Below are 17,037 nucleotides of genomic sequence, written 5' to 3'. Positions count from 1 at the left end.
TCACAACCCGTGAAGGCCTGGCTTGGTAATCGCCTCTGGGTACTATAGGCTTCACCTAGAGTCACACGCAGAGCCGGTCGCGAACCCGCAACACGCGCGAAGGGGGGCTGTGGAGTGCTTGTCCGTCCGATGATCGGCGGTTGGGAGCCGGCGCGAATCGAGCGCATTGCCTCGCTGGAGTCCCGGCGGCTGGCGGTGTTGCCGGTGGCGGGCCTCTCGGGCGACCTGCACCAGGACCTGGGGCGCGGCGCGCTCGCGGTGGAGATCACCGGCTCGCTGTGGGGTGACGAGACACGCGACACCTTCCTCGCCGAGCTGCGGGCGAAGTTCCAGGCGGGCGAGCCCGTGGACTTCGTGGCGGACATCGTCAAGGAGTCGGAGCTGGAGCAGGTCCTCATCGAGGAGCTGGCCTTCGAGGAGGACGCGTCCGCGCCGGAGGTGTTCCGCTACCGGCTGGTGCTGCGCGAATACACCGAGCCTCCGGAGCCGCCGGGGCTGGGCGCCGACCTGGGGCTGGAGCTGGACGCGGAGCTGGACCTGCTCGCGGAGCTGGGGCTGGACGGGCTGGATCTGCCGGCCCTCGTCGCGGACATCCCCGAGGTGGGCGACCTGCTGGCCCCCGTGCAGGAAGCGGCGGACACGCTCAAGGGAAACCTGTCCAACGCCGGCAGCCTGCTGTCACCGCTGGCCGCCCTCTTCGGAGGCACCTGAGTGGCCGCGCCCATCACCGACGTGCAGGGGAAGCTGGACGCGAGCGGCCTCGTGTCGACGCTGCTGTCCTCGCTCACCGGCCCCACGGCCACCATTGAAGGCGCCACCGCCCCGGCGCCCGACGCGCGGCTGGGAGAGGTGTCCCAGGGCGCGGCCCGGGTGGACGCGTCCGGCATCAGCGCGTCCGTGTCCCAGGTGGCCGCGCAGGTGGCTCCGCTGCTGGCGCAGCTGCCGGGCGCGGGGGACGTGGTGCGCCCGCTGGAGTCCGCGCTCCAGGCGGTGGAGGCCGTCACCTCCGGGGATTTGCCCGAGCAGCTGCGGGCGCTGGTGGCGCGGCTCGGCACGCTGCTCGAGGAGCCCGGTGAGGGCGGCATCCTGGGCGCGCTGCTGCGCCTGAGCGACCTGCTGGGGGGCGCGCCGGAGCTGCGCGCGCTGGCGGGCCTGCTGCGCACCGTGGCGGGCGCCACCGGACTGGACCTGGGCAGCGCGCGCACGGTGGCGGACCTGGTGCCGGCCGCGGTGGGCACCGCGCGGGCGCTGGGCGCGCTGATGGCGCTGGAGTCCTCGCTGGCCGAGGCCGAGCGGCTCACCTCCGTCATGGCGCGCCAGCTGGACGCGGGCCTGGTGGGAAAGACGGTGGCCGCGCTGGAGACGTCGCTGGGCTCGGACGGCGCGCTGCTCTCCACCTTCATCGCCGGCATCGACCTGGACAACCCTGGCGAGGTGGAGGCCGCGCTGGGGGCGGCACGCAACGCGGTCCGCCGGATGACGGAGCTGGAGGAGCTGCTGTCCCGCTCGCTGGGGTTCGGCGAGGCCACCCTGGTGCACATGGACGTGGCGACGGTGGAGGCGGAGGTGGCGGCGGCCACGGCGCTGCTGCGCTCGGTGGAGACGACGCCCATCGCCCACGCCGTCCAGGCGCTGGTGGAGGCGCTGCGCCCGGTGCTGGCCCTGCGGCTCCCCGCCGGGCCGGGCGCCCAGCTCGACTCGCTCCTCACCTTCCTGGAGGGCCAGGCCGAGGGCATCGCCGCCAGCATCACCGCGCTGGACCTCACCCCGCTGACGCAGCCGGTGACGGCGGGGCTGGGCGCCATCACCGGCGTGGTGGACGGCATCGCCCAGGTCATCACCGGAATGGTCGCGACGGCACGCGCCGCCCTGGAGAGCGTGCGCCAGGCGGTGGCCACCCTGCCCTTTGGCTCCATCGCGGACGCGGTGCGCCGTGTCCTGGAGCCCGTCTCCGCCGTCATGGACAGCATCCGCGGCCTCGTGGAGGACGTGGAGACCGCGCTGGGCGCGGTGGCTGGCACCGTCACCACCGCGCTCGGCCAGGCGGAGACGGCCGTCGACGCCTTCCGCACCCAGGTGCTCGCGCTGCTGAAGGACGCCGAAGCCTTCATCCAGTCCCTCCACCTGGACCAGGTGGTGGGTCAGGTGGCGGACAACGTGCGCGGCTTCGCCAACACGCTCGCCCAGGCGCAGATGCGCCCGTACTTCGACACCGCGGTGGACGTCATCGGCACCGCGGCGGACGCCTTCGAGCTGGTGCCCTTCGGCATGCTCCCGGACGACATCAAGGCCGAGGTGGACGCGGCCGCCGCGCCCATCCGCGCCATCGACGTGCCGGGGGTGAAGGACACCGTCGAGGGCTGGTTCGAGATTGGCCCGGACGGGAAGTTCCAGCTCCGCGAGCCCATCCAGGCCGCGCTCCATGACCTGCAGGTGAAGTACGAGGCGCTCGTCACCGAGGTCCGCAAGGCGGACCCGCGGCTGCTCGAAGCGCCCATCGACACGCAGCTCGCCCGCATCTCCGCCAAGGCCGACGAGCTGCTGCCGCGCCTCACCCTCCAGCCGGTGGAAGACGCCATCACCCGGGTGAAGGGCTCGCTGGGTGCCTTCGACGTCCATGCCGCCCTGCAACCGCTGGACGCGGCCTTCGCCCAGGTGCTGGCGGCGGTGGATGCGTACTCGCCCGCCGCGCTCATCACCCCGCTGGAGACGCGGCTGAACGCCGCGAGGGCGCAGGTGCTGGACGGGCTGAAGCTGGACACCTGGGGCCCGTCGCTGGACCTGCTCGCCACCCAGGGCAAGGCGCTGCTGGACAGGCTGGACCCCACGCGGCTGCGGCCGATGCTGGTGGCCGCCATGGCGGAGGCGCGGGAGCTGCTGGCGAAGGCGCCGGACCTGCGGCTGGCCGGAGCCCTGGGGCCGCTCTTCGCGTCCCTGCTGTCCGGCACGGGCCTGCGCATCCACCCGTGGACCTTCGACGTGGTGCTGGGCTGGCTGAGCGGAGACTCCGGCAAGGCCGCGCTCACCGGCCGCGTCGGGCGCATCGCCGACGCCGTCGTGTCCACCCACGCCTCCGTGCAGGGGCTGGACCTGGCCGGACTGTCCACCCGGGTGGGCCAGCGGGCCGCCGCGCTGCGCGCGTCCATCGTCACACTGCGGGCCCGCGCCTCGGGGGCCGGCCAGCAGGCCGTGGTGGACTCCCTCCAGGCGGTGGTGGAGCGGCTGGACGCCGAGCGCCGCCTGGCCGCTCTCACCGGCAACCGCACCCGCTACCTGGCCCTGCTGGACACCGCCACCAGCCGCACCGCCTCCCTGCGCGCCACCGGCCTGTCCGAGGTGGATGAAGGCATGCAGCGACTGACGGACGCCTTCGCTCCGTTCCAGCCCGTGCGCGACTTCTTCAAGTCCCTGCTGCGGGTGCTGGGCCTGCCCTCGCTGGACGCGGGGCTGCGCGACGCCCTCTTCGCGGTGCTGCAGTCCGTCAGCGCGGAGCGGCTGGCCAACATCCTCACCCCCGTGTTCACCGCGGTGCGCTCGCGCGTCGCCGCGCTGGTGGACCTGCTCGTCGTCCCGCTGAAGGACGCCATCGCCGACCTGGAGTCCATCGCCGCCGCGCTGGACCTGGCGCCGCTGCGGCAGGGGCTCCAGTCCATCTACGACACGGCGAAGGCCGGCATCCAGGCGCTGGCACCCGCCACGCTGCTGGCGCCGACCCTGGCGTCCTTCGACGCGCTGAAGGCGGAGCTGCTCACGTTCGACCCGCTGGCGGCGCTGCGCGCGGTGCTCACGGCGCTGAAGACCACGAAGGACCGAGTCATCGCGAAGCTGAAGGCCCGGGAGCTGCTCGCGTCACCCATCGCCATCTACGACGAAGTCCTCCGGGCCCTGGAGGCGCTGAACCTCGACGACCTGGTGGCCCCCGTGCTGGACGCGCTGGATGACCTGGCGGCCCAGGTGGACGAGGGCTTGGACCGTACCACCGAGGCGCTCCAGCGCCTCCAGCAGGCCCTCCCCGCGCCAGGCAGTGGCGGTTCGGTGAGCGGCTCGGTTTCCGTGGGGTGATGCCATGCCAGCCGTCCTGACCCACAAGACCATCATGCTGCTGACGCGGGAGCGGCTGGCCCGCATCCGCGACGGGCTCCGGAACAAGATCAACCTGGGCGTTGACGTCACCGACCTGGAGTACCGCGTCTGGCACCTGGCGGACCAGGCGCACCGGCTGATGTCGGAGCACGCTGGCCCCGAAGCCCCCGCCATCAGCTACCCCACCGATGGCAGCATCTACCTGTCCCCCCTGGGAAAGGGCGTCTCCCGCTTCTCGGTGATGGGCTCCATGGGGCCGGACATCCCCGCGTTCTCCTCCTTCTTCAGCCGCGGGCAGGCCTGGGTCTTCGACACCGTCCACAAGGGCAACCCGGACAGCCACCGCGAGCTGGTGGTCGCGAAGACGCACACCTTCGTGCTGGAGCTGTGGCAGGCGGTGGGCCGCGCCGTCGCGGACGGCTCAGCCACCGCGGACGAGGCCAAGAAGCTGGCGGGGTACATGCTGGGCCACCTGTGCCATGTGGCCGCGGACGTCATCTCGCACCCGTTCATCAACGACCTGGAGTGGCACAACGGCTACCGCACCCGCCACAAGTTCAGCCACAGCGGTGGCGAGGGCTCCATCGACGCCCGGGTGGCGCATCAGGTGCTGCTGCGCGAGAGCACCCGCGAGGGCCAGGACTGGGACGTGTGGTGGCCCACGCTCGACGAGGTGCCCCGCGCCTTCTTCCCCGCGTACGTGGACGCCCTGGAGCGCGTGTACGGCGCACAGTCGGCGCGTCCGGTGGGCTTCGGCCCGTTCGAGACGGCCTTCCGCGAGCACCAGCCGCCGTCGCTCACCGTCGACTTCCTCCGGGACGGCTACAAGTTCTACCGCACCGGCGTGGTGGGCATGGGCTACGGCTGGGGTTACTGGCGGTGGTTCTTCTTCCTCACGCCGATGATGCTGCCGGCGCTGGCCATCGCCCCGCTGCTGGTGGCGCTGCCCAACAGCCGCCAGTTCATCGAGCGCGAGCTGGAGGACGTGGACGAGCGCGGCTGGTTCGAGCTGCTGATGATGCCCGCGGCGCTGGGCATCATCCCCATGGGCTTCTACGGCATCTGGCTGGCCGCCATCACCACGAAGGGCGTGGGAGCGCTGCACGGGGTGGGGCTGGCCGGCTTCGGGGTGTCATTCATCCTCGCCCTCGTCTTCCTCATCACCCTGGGCGACGCCCCGGACACGTGGACGCGCTGGCTGGCGCTGCTGGCCCCGGTGGGACTGTTCGGCGCGGCCATGGCCACCAAGGGCATGGTGGACCTCGCCTCCGGGGACAAGCCGCGCATGGCGCTGGACCTCATCTACGCCCTGCCCTTCCTGTTCGCGCTCGTCGCCCTGCTGCTCGTCCTCCTGCTGGTGTCCACCTTCCGGGAGCTGGGCGAGGGCGGGGGCACGGGCGGCTTCATCGCGCTCGTCTGTGTCATGTCCATTGGCGTGCTGCTGGGGTGGATCCTCCTGCCCTGGACGGTCCGTGACGCGCGAATCCCAGAGCACCCGGAGTCCTTCCCCGCGGACCGCAAGCACTTCGTCCGCCTCTTCGACGACAGCACCCTCTTCACGCTGCCCGGAGGGGATGCCGCGACGCTGGACAAGCTGCACTACCCGTCCGGCCGCCGGCCGCTGCTCAAGCTCTGGTGGGAGGGCCCCGGCAACCTGTTCATCCGCTCCGAGCAGTCCCGCCTGGACTTCAGCTTCACGGGCACCGGCGAGCCCGCGCGCACCCTGGAAGCGCCCATCGTCCCGATGAGCGTCCGGGAGTATGCGCAGTACCTCAACCAGACCTTCGAGGGGCCCGGCGGGGAGCGCAACAAGCTCAAGGCCACGCTCGTGTTCCCAGAGGACGCGGACCTCGACTACGAGCTGCCCCCGGGCGCCACCTTCTCCGAGGAACTCGGCGCCGGTGACGAGTCGGAGGAAGGTCTGCCCGAGTCGGTGACAGCCTGGTACCCCGTGGGCACCACCGCGGACGACACGAAGTACGTGCTCCACCACGCGGACAAGGCCTACCAGGCCGTGCGCTTCGGAACGCGGGGGGCCGTGGGTTCCCCGGCGCCCGAGGACGATGCCGTGGGCGGGCCGGGCAAGATTGTCTCCAGCGGCACCAGCGTCCACGGTGCCGGCTTCGACTACTTCTTCGAGCCGGGCGATCAGCTGGAGAGCGAGGGCCAGCTGCGCATCGTGACGGACATCGTGTCCGACACGCTGCTCCACGTGGACCGCGCGTTCGACCCGCCCATCTCCGCGAAGCGGTACAGCCGGGTGGGCCCGAGGGAGGAGCCGCGCGACGGCTACACGTACGTGACGGACCCGCGCATGCCCCCGGGCGTGCTGGGCGGCGAGTCCATCATGGACCTGGCGGCGGACCTGGGCGCGCTGCTGTGCATGGGCATGACGCCGCACCTGCTCACCGAGGCCGAGCGCCTCATTCCCGAGCTGGCCGGCCGGGCTCCCCGGGGTGGAGGCGCGGCGGTGGCGCCGGGCGTGTCCAAGGTCTACCAGGTGTTCCGCAACTGGAGCCTGGACCGGCGGCGCGTCAACGAGTGGCGCATGCTGGTGATGGGCGGCGCGCGCAGTGAGAAGGGCGGCAACGTGGCGTCGTACGACGCGGCCATGCCGCAGCCGAGGGATCCGGACTGGGTGGCGCCCCGCTCCGCGGACGGCGAGCCGTTCAGCAACGCCCAGGGCTGGGTGCCGGTGCTGCGCCAGTGGCTGGAGCGCACCACGGTCCGCGCCTGCGCGGCCCCGGCCCGCCCGGGCGAGCCCACCACGGAGGAGCTGGGCAAGGCGCTGGCCTACCTGCTGGACCTGCCAGCACCCCTCACGCTGTAGCGGAGGAGGACGTGAACGCAGTCCCCGCGGCCCCGAGCGGCCGCGGCCCGACGAGAGGAGGAGAGCACGGTGGCTGGCGACGAACAGGCAGCGACTCCCGGCGAGGCTGAAGCGCCCGAGGGCGAGGGCGGCGGACGCCCGCGCGCCCGCGCCCGGGAGAAGCTGGAGCGGCTCGAGCGGACGCTGGCGGGCGGCGGCTCGCTCTACACCATCATCCGCAGCGCGCACGTGCACCAGCGGGCCGCTCCGGCGGACGCCACCGGCGACGGCTGGACGCCGCTGGGCCCGCGCAACGTGGGCGGCGCGGTGCGCTGCCTGGCGCAGGACCCCGTGCAGTTGGAGACGTTCTACGCGGGCACGGCCGAGGCCGGCCTGTGGCGCACGCGGGACCAGGGCAACACCTGGGAGCCGCTCTCCGAGGACGTCGTGGGGGCCACGGGCATTGGCGTCGTGCCGGTGGGCACCATCGCCGTGGCGCCCACCAACCGGGACCACATCTTCGTGGGCACGGGAGAGAAGGCGCGCTGGGACGCGGGCGGCCTGGGCCTGTTCCACTCCAGTGACGGCGGTACGACGTTCGTGCAGGTCGCCACCGGGAACGAGGGCGGCGGCGCCCTGGGTGCCGCCTACCGGTACACCCGCATCGTGGTGGACCCGACGACGCCGAACCGCTTCTGGGCCGCCAGCTCGAGTGGCCTGTGGCGCTTCGAGGGCCACGTCGCCCACCGCGAGGCGCTGGCGTACGCGGGCACCAACCGGATGGTCACCGACGTGGCGCTGGCGACGGACCCTGGCGACCCGAACAAGCTCTGGCTGCTGGCCGGCGTCCAGGACGAAGGCGTGCATCGCGGCGTCTTCGACCGGGTGGCCGTCAGCACGGTGTGGACGCCCTCCACCGGAGTCCCCCCGCCGCCCCCGGACGCGCCGACCGCCACGCGCACCAACCCCATCGGGAGGATTCGCCTCGCCTTCGCGCAGTCCAACGCCACCATCGCCTACGCGCTCATCGAGGACGACGCGACGACGGGCCCCTTCTCTTCCGGCAACCCCCTGCCCCTGCTGCGCTCCACGGACGGCGGGGTCAGCTTCGCGTACGTCCTCACGGGCGGCAGAACCACCTGGATGGAGCAGCCCAAGAGCCGGTCCGACGACAGTGCGGGACAGGCCTGGTACAGCATGGAGCTGGCGGTCCACCCCACCGTCCCCGAGGTCGTCATCGCCGGGCACGTGGACCTGCTGCGCAGCACGGACTCGGGTGCCACCTGGTCGAGGCTGATCGACTGGCGCAACTACATGGAGCATGACCGCCGCGCCCAGCACGCGGACATGCACGCCATCGTGTTCGACCTGTGCGAGCGGCAGTCGTCCAACCCCCGGCGGCTGTGGGTGGGCAATGACGGCGGCGTGTCCTTCACGGACGACCAGGGCGTGAGCTGGCGTAAGCGCAGCTACGGCATCCAGGGGTCTCAGTTCATCGACATCAGCACCCACCCCGTCTACCCGTTCATCTTCGGCGGGGGCATGCAGGACAACGGCACCTTCCTCACCTACGGAGGGCCCACCTGGTACCGCGTGGACGGCGGCGATGGCGGTGCCATTGCCATGCACCCCACGGACCCGCGCAAGTTCTACACGACGAGCCAGGTCCGACTGGACGAGACGAACATCACCTCCGACGGCGACACCTTCACCCCGCTGCGCGAGGTGCCCTCACCCGACGGCGTCGAGCCCGTGAAGATGCGGGTGACCAGCAACACCATCGACAGCTCGATTCCCTCCGCCAACGGGCAGCTCTTCCGCGGGCTCGTCCGGAGCGACCCGAGCACCCCGGGCCGGCTGCTGCTGGGCCGCAAGGGCGGTGCGTTCCTCACGAACAACGGAGGCTCGAGCTGGAGCCGGCTCGGCCCGATGACGTACACGCCGACGGCGGCCGGAGGCCCCGCGGAGACCAGCGCGCTCGTGTTCGGTCCCGGCGCGGACTCCGCCACCGACATCTACGTGGGCACCAGCACGGGTGACGTCTTCTCCACCTCTGACGGCGGCACGAGCTGGACGGCAAACACGCCCCTCAACACCGGCGGCGCCCTGGTGTTCATCTCCGCGTTCGCGGTGCACCCCGCGCACCCACAGGTGGTGGCGGCCGCCGCATACTCCTCCACCCGCAGGGTGGTGCTCTCCCATGACCGGGGTGTCACCTGGGAGGACGTGACGAACGGCGCGCAGCTTCCTCCGGGCGGTGTCACGGCGCTGGCGTTCCACCCCACGGACCCGCGCGTGCTCTTCGCGGGGACGCTGGTGGGCGTCTACGTGACGAGGGATTTGCCGGCCTTCACCCTGGGCACCGCGCTGGTGCCACCCCTCACCCCCACGTGGTCGACGTTCAACCGGGGGATGAAGCCGCTGGTGGTGAACGACCTGGAGGTGGTGCCCGAGGCGCTCACCCTGCGCTGCGCCACCTTCGCCCGGGGCTGCTTCGAGGCCAGCATCCGCGGGGCGCCCGTGGGCGCGGCGCCCGGTCCCTACGTCACGCCCGCGGCCTACCGCGTGCCTTCGGTGAAGCTGGGCATCCGGGACCACTTCATGGACGACGGGCGGACCTACCCGGCGGCCCATGTGCTGGCGGAGGACCCGCGCCTTCCCACCGGGGCCAACGCCAGCCACCTGGACGGCACGCACTCCATCGACATCAAGGTGAACGCGCCGGACCTGCTGGACAGCGACAGGCGCTTCCTCCAGTCCGAGGCCTATGGCAACCAGCCGGACGGCTCCGAGCTGGACGAGGAGTTCGTCTCCGAGCCGCCCCTTACCGGCGACACCAACCGCGTCTATGTGCAGGTGCACAACCGCGGGCACGCCGTCGCCAACAACGTGCAGGTGGCGCTGTACTGGGCGAACGCGGGCAACCCGGTGGTCATCCCGCCGCTGGACACCGCCGCCATCAACTTTCCCAATGCGCCCACGCCGGCCTCGGCGTGGCAGCTCGCGGGGATCCAGAACAACGTCACGGCCCGGCCCGGCCAGCCCGTGGTGGTGCGCTTCGACTGGGTGTGCCCGCTGAAGATCCGCCACAACGCGGCCCTCCTGGCCGTCTGTCAGCAGGTCGCCGACGATCCGCTGGAGGCGCCCCTGTCCGGCGATACGAAGGCCTATGTGCTCGCCCGGCGTCAGGCGGCCCTGCGCGTCACCCCGGTGGAGCATGCGGCGGTGTTCGTCCGGGATGGGCTGGACGACTTCGGCAAGCGCGGCTCCGTGGCGTGGGGTGGCCGGAGCCCCGACCTCCTCGTGCTCCGCAAGGCCGTCGCCGACGCCATTCCCGCCGCGGACCTGAATGCCCCGCTGGGTCCGCTCGGCAACCTGTTGGACCCGCGCCGTGGCGACCGCATCCGCATTGGCAATGACAACGCCATCTTCGTGCGCGTGCACAACCGCCACAACGTGCGGGTGCACGTGGACGTGGACCTGTACCAGGCCCCGCTGGTCCACCCCACCGTGGCGGGAGCCTGGACGCAGATTGGAGCCCGCGTCCAGGTGCGGGACCTGGACCCCGCGCACTGGAAGGTGGCGCGCTTCGACTTCACCGCCGCGGACCCGGCGCCCGCCCAGACGGAGCCCTGGGCCAAGGCCTTCGTGCTCGCGGCGGTCATCCGCGCCGTGGATGCCGTGGAGAACATCAACCTGGAGGACATGCCCGACATCAACACCGTGGCCGGGCCGGACGCCTTCTGGCTGTTCTTCACCCGCCGGCAGCAGGCCACGAATGCCGCACTGCGCGCGCTGCGCTTCGAGACGGTGCCATGACGGTCGAGTCCGCCTTCCTCGCCTCGGTGGCGTCGTACCTGTCCGGGCTCGGGCTGTCTCCCACGCCCAAGAGCGTCGGCGTGGCCGAGCCGGCGGAGACCGCCGACCTCCCCTGCGTGGTGCTGTCGCTGGAGGAGTCATCCCGGCCGCGCATCGGCCTGGGGGACCATGGCTCGGTCATCACCGGGGGCGCGCTACCGTGGACGGCGCGCATCGACCTGGCGAACCCCCGCCTGCCGGAGGACCCCTCCTTCTCGCTCCTCAGCGAGGACCGCTTGCGGCTCACCCTGCCCCATGGCGGGCTGGTGCAGGCGGAAGGCGGCGAGGGGCCACTCGGGCCGGCGGACCTCACCGTCACCGTGGGCGTTTCGCCGCGGACGGTGGTGGCCGGAGCGCCGGGCGCCAGCGAGGTGAGCGCGGACCCGACGGTGGGACTGCTGACCTTCGGCGCGCCGCTGCCGGAGACAGGGCTGGTGGTGGTGACGTACTTCCTGGGCCAGTGGGAGCGGCGCGTGGAGCGGCTCAACGGCGTGCTGCGCGTGGACACCTGCGCGGGAACCGCGCCCGCGGCGGTGCAGTTGTCGGACGCGGTGGTGGAGGCGCTGCTGGGACCGGCAGCGCGGAGCGCCGTGGCGCGACTCAGCTCCATTCAATTGCGAAGCCTGGGCAGCGTGGGCGTTCCAGAGGTGGCGGCACCGCAGGCCCGGCGCCGCACGGCGCGGCTGGGCTTCGAGTTCGAGCGGGACGTGGACAGGCCGGAGTCCTCGGGCGGAGTCATCCGCCAGATTCCGGTGGTGGCCGAGGTGGGGCTGCCTGGGAGCTGAGACGGGCACGCGGTGGCCGCGGGAAGGCGGCCCATCACGGAGTGAAGCGACGGCACAACGACGTCTGACGAGGAGCGCAGGATGAGCGAGACGATTGCAGAGATGGTCCTCCCCGGGACGTATATCGACGTCCGGGCGGAGGGGCTGATTGGAGTCGGCGGCATCTCCACGGGCAACGTGGGCATCGTCGGCACCGCGAGCCGTGGGCCGGTGAACGAGGTGAAGCTCCTCGGCAGCTATGCGGAGGCGCTGGACACCTTCGGGAGCTACGACGCGTGGCCCACCACGGGATCCACCGCGGGGGCGCTCAGCCTGACGCGCGCCCTGGAGCAACTCTTCTCCGGTGGCGCCTCCACCGTCTACGCCGTACGCGTGGCCAACGTGGTGGGCACCATGCCGTCCACGACGTGGAACCTCACGGCGGACGTCGGCGGCACCGACACGACGGTCACCACGCTCACGGCGAAGACGCCGGGCACGTGGGGCAACGACATCAAGGTCACCGTCACCACCTTCAAGAACCTGCCGGCGGACGCCTCCGACAACCGCACCCGACTGCAAGTCTCCCACGGGCGGGTGAAGGAGGAGTTCACCGCCGCCAGGGCTGACGAGCTGGCCGCCGCCGTCAACGCGGGCAGCAGCCTGGTATCCGCCAGCGCGGTCGCCGTGGCCGATGTCGCGCGCTTCGTGAACAAGGGGGCCCTGCCCACCAACGTCACGTCGAACGGCAACCCGCCCACCAACACCGAGTTCTCCGCGGGCCTGGCGCTGCTCGCCAACCAGCCCGTCAACCTCGTGGTGGTGGCGGGCGCCAACGCCAATGACAACGCCGCCCCGGTGCTGGCGCACCTGGAGGCCACGGAGAACGACAGCCGGGATCGCATCGCCGTCATCGGCGCCTCGACGGATGACCCGGCCGGCATCGGCAGCGCGGACGCGACGAAGGTGTCCAACGCGCGACTGGTGCTGGTGGCGCCAGGCATCGTCGCGGACGACGCGGCGAAGGCCGGCCAGGCCAACCCTCAGTCGAAGCTGCCGGCGGCCTACACCGCCGCGCTGGTGGCGGGCCGCCTGTCCTCGGTGGCGCCGCACGTGAGCCTCACCAACAAGGACCTGCCGGTGGGTGACGTCACCACCGAGTACACGCGCGCGCAGCAGAAGTCGCTGCTCGGCAACCGGGTGCTGGCGCTGAAGAAGGACCTGGGCATCCGGGTGCTCAAGGGCATCACCACGGACACGGGGGCCTTCAAGCAGATCTCCGTGCGCCGCATCGTGGACTACGCGAAGGCGGGCGTGCGCATCGGCTCCAACCCGTACATCGGCCGCCTCAACAACTCGCGCGTGCGCGCGGCCCTGCAGGCCACGCTGGACGGCTTCCTGTCCGGCATGGTGCTGGACGAGATGCTCACCAAGTACACGCTCAAGGTCAGCGCGACCCGCCAGCAGGAGATCAACGGCATCGCGCTCGTCGAGCTCACCCTTCAGCCGACCTTCTCGATTGATTTCGTGAAGGTCATCATGAACCTCGAGTGATGGGTCCGCTGACCGCGCGTCCCTGAGAACGGAGCAAGAGCATGCCTGGCACGGTATTTCGCGGTTCGGATGGAACCATCTCGGTCGCTGTGGACTCGGGACCGGAGGGAGACAAGGCGAAGGCCATCGCGGACCAGTACTCGCTGACGCCCATTGGCCGGTGCACCGGGGTGACGGTGCGCGTGACGAACGACGTGAGGCCCTTCCATGAGCTGGGGCAGCGCTTCGCCACGGAGCTGCGGCCCGGGAACATGAACGTCTTCGGCACCATCGAGCGCGCGCACGTCAACGGCGCGCTGCTGAAGCTGATGCTGGGAGACGCGGCCGACAACCGGCCCGCGGGCACCTTCGTCAGTCCGGCCTTCAACCTCAGCCTGCGGCTGGAGAACCCGGGACAGCCGGGGACGACGGCCACGGTGACGGTGGCGGGCGTCCGCATCGACGAGTGGGCCTACAGCCTGCCCGAGGACGACTTCGTGATGGAGAAGGTCAGCTTCAAGGCCCTCTGGGTGAAGGTCGAAGACACCACGGCGTAACGCGGGAAGGAGGAGGAGTCGGAAATGGCGAGCCTTACCGCCGAGGAGCTCCTGGCAGGCGCCGCGGGGACGTTCACCGTCTCGCTCCCCGCGAACGTCCTGAAGCCGGGCACAGGTGATTCCCCCACGGGCAGCGCGGGGGAGGTCGTCCTGCGCCCGCTGCAGATCCGCGACGTGGAGCGCGTGTCGCGGGCCGCGAAGGAGCAGCGCGTGCTGACCAGCGTCCTGATGGTGCAGCAGGCGCTGGTGTCCCCGAAGCTGACCGTGGAGCAGGTGGGCAGCCTGTCGGCGGGGCTGGTGCAGTTCCTCCTGGAGAAGGTCAACGCCATCAGCGGGCTCAACCTGGGCGAGGACGACCTGGACAGCGCGGTGAAGGCCCCGCTGGCGAAGGCGTGCTTCGTCCTGGCGAAGGAGTTCGGCTGGACGCCCGCCGAGTGCTCCGAGCTGACGGTGGGTCAGGTGCTGCTGTACCTGGAGATGCTCGCCCGTGACGGGCAGGACGGGAGCGCCTGACGATGGCCCGCCGCGTCCACCCCTCGTTCCGGAAGCTGTTCGGCCTGGCGGCGGCGCCGGGACGCACGCTGTCCACGCTGGAGCCCGAGTCCCGGCTGCTGCCCGCGCTGTCTCCGGAGCTCGGTGGCGTGGAGGATGGAATGCGGGAGCGGCTCGCGCCGCTGCTCACCCCGGCGTCGGTGGGGGAGCGGCTGGAGCGCGCCGTGACGAAGCTGGCGCCCGTGGAGGGTGACGGTGCCTCGGCACAGCCGGTGGTCCGGCGGAGCGTGCCGGGGGAGGCGGTCGCGGGTGGAATGAACGTTCCTTCCACCGGGGAACGTGAGGCGGGGGAGCCCCGTCGTCCGGTGTCACGGAGGAAGCGCGAGGCCGTGGTGGCTGGGTCGGCTCGCACCGGGGGGCCCGCGAGAATGGCCGTTCCGGAGCGCCGCGTGGACCCGCTGCGGCTCCAGGAAATGGCGGGAGTCCAGGAAGCAGCGCTGGTGACGCCTGCGTCGGTGGAGCGGCCCGCACGCGCCCGTCATGAGGCGCCCGCGGCTTCGACGGGAGGCGGTGGGCCCCGGCTTCCCTCGCGTGAGGAAGTCCGGGCGCGGCTCGTGGAACGGGCGCGAATCGCTGGAGCGACGGCGGCGCTGGAGACGCCTTTCGTCTCCCTTTCTCAGGAGTCGACGCAAGAAGTAGCGGCGGTGCTGTCGCGGAGCCTCGTGGCTTCGGAGCAGAAGCGCGGGGAGTCGCCTCAGACGGCTTCTCTGTCCGCGCCCCTGGAGCGGGCGCTGGAACGGCTCGACGCACGTGGGCCCTCCCGTCCGCGCCTCCCCTCCTCCGAGGTGTCGTCGCCCGGTGCGACTGCTCAGGCGGCCTCCGAGGTCGGTGGCTCACGGGCTCGCGCGGCGGAGGCTCGCGGTCGGCTCGGTGGACTCGCGGGCCTTGCCGCACGTGCGGAGGAAGCCCGTGGAGGGCTCGCGACGCGCGGGGAAGCAGCTCGCGGCGGCTCGACGGCTCGGGCGGACGAAGCTCGCAATGGACTCACAGGGCTCGCGGGCCTTGCCGCGCGCTCCGCCCAGGCATCGTCCGGTGCAGCCCAGGCGCCCCGGGCGAGGACGGAGTCGCATCCGCCTCCGACCCTGCTGGCGAATACCGCCCTGCCCTCCCCCGCCATCCCCAGCGTCCTCGCGGAGCGCATGGAGGAGACGAAGCTGTCGCAGCGGCTGGAGCGCCTGCTGAGGCGTGAAGCGGAGCGCGCGGGCGTGTCGCTGGAGGGGCTGGACCCATGACCCTCTCGCGCCCCAACGCCGTGCTCACCCTCTCCGGCCGGGATTACACCGCGGCCGAAGCGGCCCTCGTCCGGGTGCAGATCCACCTGGGCATGTCCGGCACGCACGACGCCGTGGAGCTCACGCTGTGGCCCGCGTCGAAGCTGGCCGAGGCCTCGCCGGGCGACACGCTGGAGATTGCGCTCGGCAACGCGGACGACGAGGAACCCGTGTGGGCCGGTGAAGTCACCAGCATCCTCGCCGGTCCGGACGGCACCCTGCTGGAAGGACTCGCGGCCACGGTGGCGCTGTCCCGTGCGCGCCGCTCGCAGACGTACGTCTCACAGTCGGTGGGCGACATCGTCCGGGACCTCGCGTCCGACGTGGACGTGGACGAGGTGGAAGGCAGCCTCCAGTTGGAGGCGTACAGCGTGGACGACCGCCGCTCGCTCTGGGCGCACCTGCTGGAATTGGCCACCCTCACCGGCGCCGACGTGGGCGCCAGCGCCGAGGGCGGTCTGCGCTTCGTCCCCGTCCGCCCCGGCATGGCCGAGGTCGACCTGCGCTACGGCGCGGACCTGCTGGCCTGGAAGCTGGGGCCCGGCCACGGCCCGGAGGCTCCCGCCGTCGTCGCCTCGGGCGCGGCCAGCGACTCCGGCTCCGACAAGTGGCACTGGCTCCAGCGCGAGCCCGCCAGCGGCGCCAGCGGCCCGGTGCGAGTGGTGCCCGCCTTCCGGACCCGGGACGCCGCGGACCAGCTCGCCCAGGCGCTGACGGACCGCGCCGCCCGCGCGGCCGTCCGTGGGCAGCTCACCGTCACCGGCCGTCCCGAGGTACGCCCGGGCACCCGCGTGGCCGTGAAGGACCTGCCCTCCGGAGATCCGGGTCCGCTGCGCGTGTTGTCCGTGGCGCACGTGCTGGACGCGCGCGCCGGCTTCACCACCACCCTCACCGTGGAGTCCGCCGGTGGCGGCGGCTCGCTGGGAGGGCTCCTGTGAGCGGCCTCGTCGCCACCCTGCGCGCCATCATCCGGGACGAGCTGTCCCGCGTGCGCCAGCCCGAGCTGGGCAGCGTCACGCTCGTGCACACGCACGACTCCGAGGACAGCCCGGCCAACCATCAGGTGGACGTGCGCCTGCGCGCCAGCGGCGTGGAGTTGCCGCGCGTGCCCGTGGCGGTGGGCCGCATCGGCTTCTCCGCGCTGCCCAACGTGGGGGACCTCGTGCTGGTCAACTTCGTGGGCGGAGACCTCAACGCGCCCATCGTCGTGGGCTGTGTCTACGACGACCAGGCGCACCCGCCGGTGGCCGCGCCGCACGAGGTCGTCTACCAGCCGCCCGACGAGGAGGACTCCGCCGTCAAGCGCTTCCACGTGGAGCTGCCCGGCGGCAGCACCGTCACGCTCCAGGACGAGGCGCTCACGGTGACGCTGGGCGAGACGTCCGTGGTCATCAACAAGGACGGCGACGTCACCATCCAGGCCAAGGGCAAGGTGTCCGTGCAGGCGCAAGGAGACATGGAGCTGGCGGCACAGGGGGACTTGAAGCTCTCGGCCCAGGGGGCGGCGTCCCTGAAGGGCAGCTCGGCCACCCTGGAAGGACAGAGCGAAGCCAAGGTGAAGGGCCCGCAGGTCGGCATCGCGGGCAACACGCAGTTCAGCCCGTCTTGAG

At 72.0% G+C, this 17,037-nt stretch carries 11 protein-coding genes; all 11 read left to right on the top strand.

The window, feature by feature from the left end:
* The first annotated feature begins 129 nt into the window (after nt 1-129).
* The 11 genes from G4D85_RS33475 (at nt 130) to G4D85_RS33425 (ending at nt 17,036) form a co-directional block, all read left to right on the top strand.
* Nucleotides 130-711: a hypothetical protein gene (locus tag G4D85_RS33475; RefSeq protein WP_164018130.1), complete on the top strand. Its 582-nt coding sequence runs from the start codon at nt 130-132 to the stop codon at nt 709-711.
* Nucleotides 712-4,062 (top strand): hypothetical protein, encoded by a 3,351-nt coding sequence (locus tag G4D85_RS33470; protein ID WP_164018129.1) that lies wholly within the window; start codon nt 712-714, stop codon nt 4,060-4,062. It abuts the gene before it with no gap.
* A 4-nt stretch (nt 4,063-4,066) separates the two neighbouring features.
* Nucleotides 4,067-6,913 carry a zinc dependent phospholipase C family protein gene (locus tag G4D85_RS33465; RefSeq protein WP_164018128.1) on the top strand — a complete coding sequence of 949 codons (2,847 nt, stop codon included), beginning with the start codon at nt 4,067-4,069 and terminating at the stop codon, nt 6,911-6,913.
* A 69-nt stretch (nt 6,914-6,982) separates the two neighbouring features.
* A complete protein-coding gene (locus tag G4D85_RS33460; protein WP_164018127.1) occupies nt 6,983-10,711 on the top strand; it encodes a WD40/YVTN/BNR-like repeat-containing protein in 3,729 nt (1,242 codons plus the stop codon).
* Nucleotides 10,708-11,535 (top strand): hypothetical protein, encoded by an 828-nt coding sequence (locus G4D85_RS33455; protein WP_164018126.1) that lies wholly within the window; start codon nt 10,708-10,710, stop codon nt 11,533-11,535. The genes G4D85_RS33460 and G4D85_RS33455 overlap by 4 nt, the downstream gene beginning before the upstream one ends.
* Before the next feature lie 81 nt (nt 11,536-11,616).
* Nucleotides 11,617-13,068, top strand: coding sequence for a phage tail sheath C-terminal domain-containing protein (locus G4D85_RS33450; protein WP_205525822.1), 1,452 nt, complete (start codon nt 11,617-11,619; stop codon nt 13,066-13,068).
* Nucleotides 13,069-13,109: 41 nt separating this feature from the next.
* Nucleotides 13,110-13,604, top strand: coding sequence for a hypothetical protein (locus G4D85_RS33445; RefSeq protein WP_164018125.1), 495 nt, complete (start codon nt 13,110-13,112; stop codon nt 13,602-13,604).
* Nucleotides 13,605-13,628: 24 nt separating this feature from the next.
* Nucleotides 13,629-14,117, top strand: a complete 489-nt coding sequence (locus G4D85_RS33440) for a hypothetical protein (RefSeq protein WP_164018124.1) — start codon at nt 13,629-13,631, stop codon at nt 14,115-14,117.
* A 2-nt stretch (nt 14,118-14,119) separates the two neighbouring features.
* Nucleotides 14,120-15,388, top strand: a complete 1,269-nt coding sequence (locus G4D85_RS33435) for a hypothetical protein (RefSeq protein ID WP_164018123.1) — start codon at nt 14,120-14,122, stop codon at nt 15,386-15,388.
* A complete protein-coding gene (locus tag G4D85_RS33430; protein ID WP_164018122.1) occupies nt 15,385-16,365 on the top strand; it encodes a hypothetical protein in 981 nt (326 codons plus the stop codon). The genes G4D85_RS33435 and G4D85_RS33430 overlap by 4 nt, the downstream gene beginning before the upstream one ends.
* Complete coding sequence (locus G4D85_RS33425; RefSeq protein ID WP_164018121.1) at nt 16,362-17,036, top strand: phage baseplate assembly protein V; 675 nt, start codon at nt 16,362-16,364, stop codon at nt 17,034-17,036. The genes G4D85_RS33430 and G4D85_RS33425 overlap by 4 nt, the downstream gene beginning before the upstream one ends.
* The last annotated feature ends 1 nt before the right edge of the window (nt 17,037 follow it).

Origin of the sequence: Pyxidicoccus trucidator (assembly GCF_010894435.1) — a bacterium.
GTDB classification, from domain to species: domain Bacteria; phylum Myxococcota; class Myxococcia; order Myxococcales; family Myxococcaceae; genus Myxococcus; species Myxococcus trucidator.
This window is presented reverse-complemented; position numbering and strand designations above follow the sequence as displayed.